9 protein-coding genes and 1 riboswitch are annotated in these 10292 nt (G+C 62.1%); of the genes, 5 read left to right on the plus strand and 4 right to left on the minus strand.

The window, feature by feature from the left end; all coding sequences use genetic code 11:
* Positions 1–2429, plus strand: a 2429-nt coding sequence (secA, locus tag PLU72_19975; GenBank protein HOT30462.1) for a preprotein translocase subunit SecA, incomplete at its 5' end; no start/stop codon positions are given.
* 72 nt (positions 2430–2501) lie between these two features.
* On the opposite strand, the gene ribE is transcribed toward secA, so the two are convergent.
* From ribE to ribD, 4 genes are read right to left on the minus strand one after another with little or no spacing between them, the layout of a single operon-like run.
* Positions 2502–2969: a 6,7-dimethyl-8-ribityllumazine synthase gene (gene ribE, locus PLU72_19980; GenBank protein ID HOT30463.1), complete on the minus strand. Its 468-nt coding sequence runs from the start codon at positions 2967–2969 to the stop codon at positions 2502–2504.
* 38 nt (positions 2970–3007) lie between these two features.
* Positions 3008–4231 carry a bifunctional 3,4-dihydroxy-2-butanone-4-phosphate synthase/GTP cyclohydrolase II gene (locus PLU72_19985; GenBank protein HOT30464.1) on the minus strand — a complete coding sequence of 408 codons (1224 nt, stop codon included), beginning with the start codon at positions 4229–4231 and terminating at the stop codon, positions 3008–3010.
* 17 nt (positions 4232–4248) lie between these two features.
* A complete protein-coding gene (locus PLU72_19990) occupies positions 4249–4890 on the minus strand; it encodes a riboflavin synthase (protein ID HOT30465.1) in 642 nt (213 codons plus the stop codon).
* Entirely contained in the window at positions 4872–5975 is a 1104-nt protein-coding gene (gene ribD, locus PLU72_19995; protein ID HOT30466.1) for a bifunctional diaminohydroxyphosphoribosylaminopyrimidine deaminase/5-amino-6-(5-phosphoribosylamino)uracil reductase RibD, read from the minus strand. The genes PLU72_19990 and ribD overlap by 19 nt, the downstream gene beginning before the upstream one ends.
* 96 nt (positions 5976–6071) lie before the next feature.
* Positions 6072–6216: riboswitch (FMN riboswitch) on the minus strand.
* A 189-nt stretch (positions 6217–6405) separates the two neighbouring features.
* Between ribD and PLU72_20000 the strand changes: the two genes are divergently transcribed.
* The 4 genes from PLU72_20000 to PLU72_20015 all read left to right on the plus strand — a co-directional run.
* On the plus strand, positions 6406–6906 hold the full coding sequence (locus PLU72_20000; protein HOT30467.1) for a prepilin-type N-terminal cleavage/methylation domain-containing protein: 501 nt from the start codon (positions 6406–6408) through the stop codon (positions 6904–6906).
* Positions 6903–7361 (plus strand): hypothetical protein, encoded by a 459-nt coding sequence (locus tag PLU72_20005; GenBank protein HOT30468.1) that lies wholly within the window; start codon positions 6903–6905, stop codon positions 7359–7361. The genes PLU72_20000 and PLU72_20005 overlap by 4 nt, the downstream gene beginning before the upstream one ends.
* A 61-nt stretch (positions 7362–7422) precedes the next feature.
* Positions 7423–8536 (plus strand): peptide chain release factor 2 gene (prfB, locus tag PLU72_20010; protein ID HOT30469.1). Its coding sequence is split into 2 segments (ribosomal slippage): positions 7423–7452 and positions 7454–8536, totalling 1113 coding nucleotides; the frame shifts between segments, so codons are not numbered across the junction.
* 17 nt (positions 8537–8553) lie between these two features.
* Positions 8554–10292, plus strand: a 1739-nt coding sequence (locus PLU72_20015; GenBank protein HOT30470.1) for a hypothetical protein, incomplete at its 3' end; no start/stop codon positions are given.

Below are 10292 nucleotides of genomic sequence, written 5' to 3' on the forward strand. Positions count from 1 at the left end.
CGGGCGAAGGCAAGACCCTCGTCGCGACGCTTCCGCTGTATCTGAACGCCCTCGAGCTGAACCCGGCCTGGGTCGAGCTCGCGAAGAAGCGCGGCGTCAGGCATTTCGAACCGCTCGAGGACGAGCGGGGCCTGATGGTGCCGGTCGGCCGCGGCGCCCACCTGGTCACCGTGAACGACTACCTGGCCCGCCGCGACTCGGAATGGATGGGCAAGATCTACCGGTTCATGGGCCTGACGGTCGGCCTGAACGTCCACGGTCTCACGGCCGAGGAGAAGCGCGCCGCCTACGCCGCCGACATCACCTACGGCACGAACAACGAGTTCGGCTTCGACTACCTGCGCGACAACATGGCGCTGCACGTGGCCGAGTGCACCCAGCGGCCCGAATACAACTTCGCGATCGTCGACGAGGTCGACTCGATCCTCATCGACGAGGCGCGCACCCCGCTGATCATCTCGGGGCCGGCCGAAAAGGCCACCTCGTTGTACTACGTGTTCGCGAAGGTCGCCCGCGAGGTGCTCAAGCCCGAAGAACATTACATCGTCGACGAGAAGCACCACGGCATCTCGGTCACCGAGAGCGGCATCGCCGCGGTCGAGCGCGTTCTGGGCGTCCAGAACATGTACGACAACAAGAACATCGAGCTCGTGCATCATCTGCAGAACGCCCTCAAGGCGAAGCACTTTTTCCATCTCGACAAGGAATACATCGTGCGCGACCGCGAAGACGGCCGTCCAGGCAAGGAAGTCGTGATCGTCGACGAGTTCACCGGCCGCCTCATGTTCGGCCGCCGCTACTCGGACGGCCTGCACCAGGCGATCGAAGCGAAGGAAGGCGTCACGATCCAGCAGGAGAACCAGACGCTCGCCTCGATCACGTTCCAGAACTATTTTCGTCTCTATAGAAAGCTGGCGGGCATGACCGGCACCGCCGAAACCGAGGCGAAGGAGTTCAAGGAGATCTACAAGTGCGAGGTCGTCGTCATTCCGCCGAACCGGCCGAACATCCGGCACGACCTCTCCGACATCATCTACAAGACGGCCGAGGAGAAGTTCGAGGCGATCGTCGACCACATCATCGAGGTCGCCCAGACCAAACAGCCGATGCTGGTCGGCACGATCTCGATCGAGAAGAGCGAGCGGATCGCCGAGATGCTGCGCAAGCGCGGCATCCACCCCCAGGTCCTGAACGCCAAGTATCACGAGAAGGAAGCCGAGATCGTCGCGCAGGCCGGCCGCGAAGGCGCCATAACAATAGCGACTAATATGGCAGGCCGCGGCACCGACATCCTGCTCGGCGGCAACCCGGAGATGCTCGCCGCGCACGAGCTCGGGGTGAGGGAAGGCCCCGAATACGAGGCGGCGGTCGAAAATTTCCGCAAACTGTGCGCCGAGGAGAAGGAGCGCGTCGTCAAGGCGGGCGGCCTCTACATCATCGGCACCGAACGCCACGAGGCGCGCCGCATCGACAACCAGTTACGCGGCCGCGCCGGCCGCCAGGGCGACCCGGGCGCCAGCCAGTTCTACCTCTCGCTCGAAGACGATTTGATGCGCCTGTTCGGCTCGGCCAACATCGCCGGCTGGATGGAACGCCTGGGCTGGGAGCGCGGCGAGCCGATCGAACACCCCTGGATCTCGAAATCGATCGAGAACGCCCAGCGCAAGGTCGAGCACCACCACTTCGAAATCCGCAAGCACGTCCTCAAATACGACGACGTCATGAACCTGCAGCGCACGACGATCTACAAGGAGCGCCGCAAGGCTCTCGAGCAGGATGATATACATGATGATATTATATCCATGGTCGAGGAGACGATCCAGGAACACATGGACCGGGCCTTCAACCCCGAGATCGATCCCGACTCGTGGGATTACGAGACCTTCGCCGACGGTCTGCTCAAGATCTTCCCGATCGAGCGCCGCGTCGACCAGTGGAAGAAGCTGTCGCAGGAAGAACTGCACGACGAGCTGAAAAACGCGATCTTCGGAGCGCTCGAGGCGAAGCGCCAGGAAGTCGGCCCCGAGGACTTCAAACAGCTCGAGAAATTCGTCCTGCTGCAGATCGTCGATGCCAAGTGGAAAGACCACCTCCACAACATGGACAACCTGCAGGACGGCATTCACCTTCGCTCGTGGGGCCAGCGCGACCCGCTGGTCGAATACAAGATCGAAGGCCACAACATGTTCCAGGACATGATCGAGAATATCAAGGAAGACGTTCTCTACTACGTGTTCCGCATGCAGTACTCCCGCGCCGAGGAAAAGGAAGCCGCCGAGCAGAAACAGCAGGAAATGTCCTACAACCGCGGCGAGGAGGTCTCCGCCGCCGCGGCCCCGAAGCGCGCCGCGAACCAGATCGGCCGCAACGACCCCTGTCCCTGCGGCAGCGGCAAGAAATACAAGAAGTGCTGCGGCCAGGGCTCGTAACCCGAGTCGTTACATCCCGTTGCAGCTGGCGCAGGTTCGAACCCAACCCCTGCGCCAGCATGATGAAGCTCTTCAGGGCAGATCGTTCAGCAAATTCGCCATTTCGATCGCGCTGATCGCGGCATCCCAGCCTTTGTTGCCGGCTTTCGTGCCGGCGCGCTCGACGGCCTGCTCGATCGTGTCGGTCGTCAGGACGCCGAAGATCACCGGAACGCCCGTTTCGAGCCCGATCTGTGCGACACCCTTCGACACCTCGGCGCTCACATACTCGAAGTGGGGCGTCGAGCCTCGGATGACGGCGCCGAGGGCGATCACCGCATGATACTTCTTCGACGCCGCCAGGCGCCGCGCCGTGAGCGGGATCTCGAATGCGCCCGGCACGCGGGCCATGTCGACGTCGGCCTCGGCGACGTCGTGCCGCCGGAGCGCGTCGAGGGCGCCTTCGACCAGTTTCCCCGTGATGAACTCGTTGAATCTGCCCGCGACGATCGCGATTCTGAGCCCCGTGCCGATGAGTTTCCCTTCGAAAACGGCCATGATGTTTACCCTTTCTGGTAGATAAGATAAAATATATAATATTATATATATTCTGGCGAATCGGCGATGCCGCAAGCGTGGAACATGTGTCCGAGTCTGCGTCGTTTCGCATCGAGGTAGGCGGCGTTTTCCCGTTTCGGGGCCATCTCGACCGGAACGCGCTCGGTGATCTCGAGGCCGTAGCCTGCCAGGCCGCGAATCTTCCGGGGGTTGTTGGTCATCAGGCGCATCCTGCGGACGCCGAGATCGTGCAGGATCTGAGCGCCGATCCCGTATTCCCGGAGATCGGCCTCGAACCCGAGTCGCTCGTTTGCCTCGATGGTATCGCAGCCCCCTTCCTGAAGACGGTACGCGCGCAGTTTGTTCAGCAGGCCGATGCCGCGTCCTTCCTGCTGCAGATACACCACGACTCCGCGTCCTTCGGCTTCGATCGCCGTCAGGGCCGCGGCGAGCTGCTCGCCGCAGTCACATCGCAGGGAGCGGAAAACGTCGCCGGTCATGCAGGAAGAATGGACGCGTGTCAGCACGGGCTCTCCGTCGGCGATCTCCCCTTTCACCAGGGCCAGGTGCTCCTGGCCGTCGAGCCCGCAGGAGTAACCGACGATACGGAATCGGCCGAACGCGGTCGGGAGAAGGGCCTCGACCTCCCGGCGGACCAGCTTGTCGGAGAGCATCCTGTATTCAATGAGCTGCCTGATAGTGATCATGGACAGCCCGTGCGTCCGGGCGAATGCTGCAAGGTCCGGAAGGCGGGCCATCTCGCCGTCCGGCCGGATCATCTCGCAGATGACCGCCGCTTCGGCCGAGCCGGCGAGCCGGGCCAGGTCGACGGCCGCCTCGGTGTGGCCGGCCCGCTGAAGAACGCCGCCGCATCGCGCGACGAGAGGAAACACGTGGCCGGGTCTGCGAAAATCCCCGGCGCGGCGGGTTGGATCCGCAAGGGCCCGGATCGTGGCGGCCCGCTCGGAAGCGGAAATCCCCGTGCCGCAGCCTGCAAGGTCGATGCTGATCGTGAACGCCGTGCCGTGGGGATCCGAATTGCTCTGCAGCATGGGAGCCAGCTCCAGGCGCCTGGCGATGTTCTCCGACACCGGGGCGCAGACCAGACCTTTCCCGTGCGTGATGAGGAAGTTGACGGTGGCCGGCGTCGCCCGTTCCGCGAGAAAGGTCAGGTCGCCTTCGTTCTCTCGGTCTTCGTCGTCACAGACGATGACGATTCTCCCAGCCGCGAGATCCGCGACGGCTTTTTCTATCGCTGATAACATAGAACTCTTTCCTTTCTTCAGAAACCGCACGATTCGAGAAACGAGAGACTGAGTGGCCCCCTGGATGCCGTGCGATCATCCGGACAGGGAACTCCGTATTTCGCGAACAGGTCACACTCGATGTTGACCGGCGCACCGGCCGGCTTGTCGCTGAGCCCTGACGCCAGCCTGGTGTGCGGGATGAGCGAAACCGAGAACGAGGTCCGATCGAGCCCCATGATCGTGAGACTCGTGCCGTCGACAGCGACGGACCCTTTCGACACCATCTTCCGAAGCAACGCCGGCGTCGCCGATATCCGTACAATGTCGGCGTTTTCACGGCGGAATCGCGAGACGATCCGGCCTGTTCCATCGATATGTCCTGATATAAAATGTCCCCCGACCCTTTTGCCGGCGGCGAGGGCGCGTTCGAGATTGACCGTATTCCCCGGTCTGCGGAGAGATAGCGTCGTCACTCGCGCGGTTTCGGGCATGACGTCGGCGGTGAACCCGTCCGGATGCAACGCCGACACGGTCAGGCAGACGCCATCGACGGCGATACTGTCGCCCACGACCGTTCCTTTCAGGACATCGATGGCGGCAATGTGGAGAACGAAAGCGCGTCCCGGCCTTCTGATGCTCACGATCCTGCCGAGTTCTTCTACGATGCCGGTGAACATGGGAGCCTCCGTTTCGGAACCGCGACGATCCTGACGTCGTCGCCCGTGCGCGTGATGTCGCGGATCTCGAGTTCCGGCGCGGCCGCGACCGAGGCGATGCCGGTTCCGCCGAACGCGCAGGGGGCATCGATTCCGCCGATCAGCCTGGGAGCGACATACAAAACGATCTCGTCGAACAGCCCCGCGTCGAGAAATGCGCCGTGAATCGTCGCGCCGCCTTCAACGAGCAGGGATTGGATGTTTCGCGCCGCGAGGCGGTCGAGAACGGCGGCTACGGAGATCCGCTCACCGAGATAGACGACCTCGGCCCCGGATGCCTCAAAGGCGGCCGTCGCGGCGGGATCGGCCGACTGCGTGGTGAAGATCACGGTGGGCGCCGCCCCGTTCACCACCTTCGACGCCGGCGGGGTGCGAAGGCGGCTGTCGAGGACGACGCGCAGGGGTTGGACGCTTCCGTTCGGGAGGCGGGCGGTCAGCTCGGGATCGTCGGCCAGCACCGTGCCGATTCCGACGAGAATCGCATCGGTTCCGTGCCGCAGCAGATGGGCGTCGGTGCGAGATTCCGGACCGGAAATCCAGCGGCTTTCGCCGGTGTGGGTGGCGATCCTGCCGTCGAGGCTCACGGCGGCTTTCAGCGTCACCCGGGGGCGCCTTTCCCGGTGAAACAGGAAAAACGCTTCGTTGATCCGGCGTGCTTCCTCGGCCAGGAGGCCGACCTCGACCGCGATGCCCGCCTTGCGCAGTCTGTCGATCCCTTTCCCGGCGACAAGGGGGTTCTCATCGGCCGTGGCGACGACGATGCGGGCGACACCGGCTTCGATCAGCAGGTCTGCGCAGGGCGGCGTCCGGCCGTGATGTGCGCACGGTTCCAGAGTCACGTAGGCGGTCGCGCCCCGCGCACGGTCGCCGGCCTGGCGAACCGCGAACGCCTCGGCGTGTGGGCCGCCGGCCTGAAGGTGAGTTCCCGTGCCGACCACGCGGCCGTCCCCAACGAGAATGCAGCCGACCGAGGGGTTGGGGCGTGTCTGGCCGACCGTCAGGCGGGCGAGTTCCAGCGCCCGGCGCATATAAAATTCGTCATCCATCCGCTTTGCTCCGTCATGCGAAAGATCCGTTGCCGGATGCGATCCGGAGCAGGAAGTGCGGAAAAGCGACGAGGTGCGCGCGAACGAACGCGCGGCTCGTTCCTTCTTCCATCCAGCCTGTACTGTCGGTTCCGGAGTCTCACCGGATCGGCCGCGCCGACGTGATCGACGCGGTTCGCGGACTTCAGGTCTCTGCCTGATCACCGCCGAGCGGGAATTTCACCCTGCCCCGAAGGAACACCTTTGGCAAACCGCCGGTAACCTATCAGAGATTCCCGTTCATGTCCAGCCGTCGATTCATGTCGCGATTCGAGCCGAACGACGAACCGCCGTACTGCAAAGGGTGATGAGACCCACATGCCGGTCGCAGAGACCCTCTCCGTGACTCGACGGTCGCGCAGGGGCGGGGATTGTGGTATGCTTACGAACCATGGGACGGAGACGGGACGGTTCGAGACGCAGGGCGATCACGTTGCTCGAGGTGTTGATCGCGCTGACGATCCTGTCCACCGTTCTGCTGCCCATCGGGATGTTCTTGATCGAGTATCTGAAGGGCAGCAGCGAACTCGGCGATTATCACCAGGTCATGAACATTCTCGAGGAAAAGATGGAACAGGCCCTGGCCCTGCCCTACGACGCCCTGCCGGCCGGCGTCTCGAAAAACATCCGCCTCGGAAAGGACTTCGGCGAAGACGGGAAACGCGCCGCCTTTCTCGACCTTCGTCCCGCCCAGCTCGGCGTCCAGGAGGTCAGATTCGATCTGCATGTCGAAGTGGTGCCGCTCGAGTTTTCCGCCGTTGCCGATCCCCGCACGGGGCGGATGGAGCGGACCAGTCTCGATAACTCGTACAAACGCCTCGTTCTGAAAGCGACGTGGGGGACCGCCGCCCCGCATACGCTCGATCTCGTCGCATACAAGGCCGATCTGTGAACGGTCTCAGACGTCGCGGTATCGCGCTTCCCATCGTCTTCGGCATCATTCTCTGCTTCGCCGTCTGGGTGGGTTCGCTCTCCTGGACGATGTCGAACAGCCGCGGCCGGTTCATGTACGCGTTCAAACTCAGGAAGGCGTATTTCATGGCTCGATCTGCCCTGCAGCATTTCTTCCTGAAGATGAAGGTCATGCAGCGCCGGCTGCCCGAAACGATGGCCGTGCTCGAAGGGGCATCGACGGCAGACTGGAACGCGCTTTCGAGTTCGTTCATCGAAGATATCGTCATCCCGGAGGACGCTCCGGCATCATATACGCTCTCGTATGGAATCGACAGCTTCTCCATCGGCAGCCGGGATCTCGAGAAAGGCGAAATGACGATCGAGATCGTCGCCGGCGGGAAGGCTGATGGCCTGGGGGAGAGCATCCGCCGAATCTACCGCGTGACCCGGTAATGGGCACGACATCTCAGGAGGAACACCCGTGGATTTTGCAATTGCAGAACGCCTGCGTGAAATGAAGTCACGGCTCTCCGGCATCGGTGAGCATCTTTGACCTGCCCAGACGAAAGAGGCAGATCCAGGAGCTCGAAGAGCTGACGTTACAACCCAATTTCTGGACCGATCGGAACCGCGCCCAGAGCACATCTCAAAAACTCGCCGAGTTGAAAAAGTCGTGCGAGGCGTTCGAGACGCTCGCGGCCGAGATCAAGGACACCGCCGACCTGCTCGAGATCGCCGATGCCGAGCACGACGTGACGATGTTCGAACAGCTCGTCGCCCAGCTCGACCCGCTGGTCAAAAGGCTCGACACGCTCGAGTTGACGACGTTCCTGTCGGAGGAATACGACGCTTCCGACTGCTACGTCTCGATCAAGCCGGGCGCCGGCGGCACCGAGTCGTGCGACTGGGCGTCGATGCTGTACCGCATGTACTGCCGGTGGCTCGACAGGAACGAGTTCAAATACGAAGTGATGGACCTGCAGGAAGAAGAACAGGGCATCAAGTCGGTCACCCTGCTCGTGAAGGGCACCTACGCCTACGGGTATCTCAAGGGGGAAAAGGGCGTCCATCGGCTCGTGCGCATTTCCCCCTTCGACTCGAACGCGCGCCGGCACACCAGCTTCACGGCGGTCGACGTGACGCCGGTGCTGCCAGACGACGCCGACATCGAGGTGCGCGACGAGGACATCAAGCTCGACTTCTTCCGCAGTTCGGGCGCCGGCGGCCAGCACGTCAACAAGACCAGTTCGGCCGTTCGCATCACCCATCTGCCGACGGGCATCGTGGTCGCCTGCCAGATCGAGCGCAGCCAGCACCAGAACCGCGAGGTCGCGCTCAACATGCTGAAGGCGAAACTCTACAAGCTCCAGCAGGAGAGCCGCGAGAAGGAGCTGAAAAACCTCCAGGGCGACCAGAAGAACATTTCGTTCGGAAGCCAGATCCGCTCGTACGTCTTCTGCCCTTACACGCTGGTGAAGGACCTGCGCACCGGCGAACAGACCAGCGACGTGCACGGCGTGATGGACGGCGATCTCGACCGCTTCATCAACGGATACCTCAAATGGCATGCCGCCGGCGAAAAACCGCGCGGCATCGGCGCCGACGGCGAGGAGGAAGAGGAAATCTGATCCGTCGCGATGCAATGATGTTCCGTGAGCCGATCGCCCGCACCCTGTCGCCCGCCCTGCGCGGAACGGCGGGGGGTGGGGCGTTTCCTGCGCGGGGAAGCGCGATGTTCCTGCTCCTGACGGTCGTCGGCCTGCTGTATATCTTCGGCACGATGTTTGTGACGTATATGACGCAGGAGCGCGCACAGACGGCGAAGCAGGGCGACGGGATCGTCGCCTACTACCTGGCCGAGGCGGGCATCGAAAAGGCGCAGGTGAAGATGCGCGAACTGTTCACCGAGAAGCTGCTCAAGGACGGAGAGATCAACGACCGCCTGCTCGCGCTGCTTGACATCGACCGGGCCGAGAACTTCCAGCTCAAGATCGAGATTGCCGACGGAGAGCTGATCAAGAACGGCGCGGCGGAAGTGCTCGTCGAGGTCACCAACCTCAAACTGACCCCGTTCAAGACGTATATCGACGAGTATGAAGAGGTGCCGTCCCCGCTGAAGATTTACCGGAAACAGAATCGCGACACCTACGCCGACAAGGCACTGGGCGGCTGGGAAGGCAACCTGCGTTTTATATCGACAGGTACATTCAAAAAGACTTCGCGCAAGGTCGAGATGATCCGCGACTTGAAAGTCAGCGACCTGACGCCGCCGGCCGAGAACTACACGCTGTTCGTCTCCGGGAAGAAGGACGAATACATCAAGGAAGGCGAGTTCCGCGTCCGCAACTGGAGCGTCGTCCGTTCCCTCAAGGAGATGATCGACGAGGTCGTCAAGCGCACGAACGAGGCCGTCCAGGAAACCCTCGGCAACAACGCCGAAGCCCTGTTCTGGGAGCCCAACACCGTGAACATGATCAGCTTCGAGGGCGACGTCAAGGTGAAGGTGCTGAAAGTCATCCGCAAGCTCGTCATGTCGGTCACGGACGTGAAGATCAAGGACTACGTCGATACGACGATCCAGAACCTGCACCCATATCTCTGGGGGAAGATCCGCACGAACGGCCGTCTGCACGTCTACCTGCCGTTTTTCGCCGCCGACGATATCATCAACTATTTCGAGGACAACTCGATCTTCTCGCACCAGCGCCCCGAGATCGGATACCTGTTCTGCAACAACCAGCTCCACGATCCATATCTGAGCAAATATACCTACTACGAGGGCGAGATCATCCGGTATTACCAGAAACTCAAACCCTACGTGCTGGGCATCACCGAGACGCCCTACCCAAGCTCGGATCCGTATACGATCAACACCAAGTTCGACTTCACGTCGAGGCATCCCGACAAGCTCATGCCTCTCCAGCTCGAGCGCATCAGAAAACATGCGAAAGAATATGCGCACGAATTTTACGAGGGCGACCTGAACGTGAAGGGAACATATGCCCGCCCCGCCTCCCTCTGGGGCATCATCTACGTGCAGGGCAACGTGTATATCGGCGGCCGCATCTCCGGCCAGGCGATGATCGTCACCGAGGGCAACGTGATCCTGACGGACAACGTCATCCACGACAGCGCCGACAGTTTCCTGTCCGTCGTCGCCCTCAACGGCCTCGTCACCTTCCGGCAGGGAATGACGAAGGCGAAGGTCGAGTCCGCCATCTACGCGAAGAACAGCATCAAGGGCGGCGAGCAGATCTCGATTCTCGGCAATCTCGCCGTCGAGAACCTCAACCGCATGGAAAAGGAAGAGGGGCCGGTCCTGATGCCAAAACGCGTCTTCATCAACTACGACTCGAACCTCAAGAGCCAGACCGGCAACAACGT

The sequence above is a fragment of the Candidatus Ozemobacteraceae bacterium genome (assembly GCA_035373905.1).
In the GTDB taxonomy this organism is placed as follows: Bacteria; Muiribacteriota; Ozemobacteria; order Ozemobacterales; family Ozemobacteraceae; genus MWAR01.

Bases quoted from the DNA above. Each gene is read 5' to 3' on its own strand.
- ribD (HOT30466.1), bottom strand. From the start codon at position 5,975: ATGGATGACGAATTTTATATGCGCCGGGCGCTGGAACTCGCCCGCCTG.
- PLU72_19990 (HOT30465.1), bottom strand. From the start codon at position 4,890: ATGTTCACCGGCATCGTAGAAGAACTCGGCAGGATCGTGAGCATCAGA.
- PLU72_19985 (HOT30464.1), bottom strand. From the start codon at position 4,231: ATGTTATCAGCGATAGAAAAAGCCGTCGCGGATCTCGCGGCTGGGAGA.
- PLU72_20000 (HOT30467.1), top strand. From the start codon at position 6,406: ATGGGACGGAGACGGGACGGTTCGAGACGCAGGGCGATCACGTTGCTC.